At 50.5% G+C, this 590-nt stretch carries 1 protein-coding gene and 1 pseudogene; one reads left to right on the forward strand and one right to left on the reverse strand.

Going from position 1 to position 590, the window contains the following annotated elements:
* Positions 1 to 148, forward strand: a 148-nt coding sequence (gene yacG, locus ACFIO5_RS12980; RefSeq protein ID WP_375705630.1) for a DNA gyrase inhibitor YacG, incomplete at its 5' end; no start/stop codon positions are given.
* Positions 149 to 157: 9 nt separating this feature from the next.
* Here yacG and ACFIO5_RS12985 read toward each other — a convergent pair.
* Positions 158 to 590 (reverse strand): annotated as a pseudogene (locus ACFIO5_RS12985) (hypothetical protein); the annotation flags it as partial.

Genomic DNA, 590 nt, shown 5'->3' on the forward strand with positions numbered 1-590 from the left:
CCATCTTTGTCCCATTTGTGGTCAGATGGCACAACAAAACGCCTATCCTTTCTGTTCAACACGATGCCGGGCGATTGATCTGAACCGATGGCTTTCGGGCTCTTATATCTTGCCACCCCTGCCACAAAAAGCTGATGAAGAAGAGTAAAAAGGCTGCCTAGTCTTGAGAAGCGTTGGAAGTCCGGCTTTGGGTTGAACAGGGCAGGTATTTGAAGTTGAGCAGGGCTGGGCGTTTGAGCTTGGGAAATTGGCATTTAGGTTGAAGAATGACCGGGCATTGAAGCTGGGGAAGCTGGTATTGGATGCCAAGGACGACGTTGATTGTGTGAATGATAGGGTGGAGGTTGCGTGCTTGAGACCCGGATCGTTTAAGTGTTTGGAGTTGAAGAGAAGCTTCGTGTTCGCAATAAAACTTGTGAAGAAGAGTAAAAAGGCTGCCTAGTTTTGAGAAGCGTTGGATGTCCGGCTTTGGGTTGAACAGGGCAGGTATTTGAAGTTGAGCAGGGCTGGGCGTTTGAGCTGGGGAGGCTGGCATTGAGGTTGGAGAAAGATCGGGCGTTGGAGGCGGGGAAGCAGGTAGAGGCTGCAGA

Source organism: Bartonella sp. AA86SXKL, assembly GCF_042196885.1.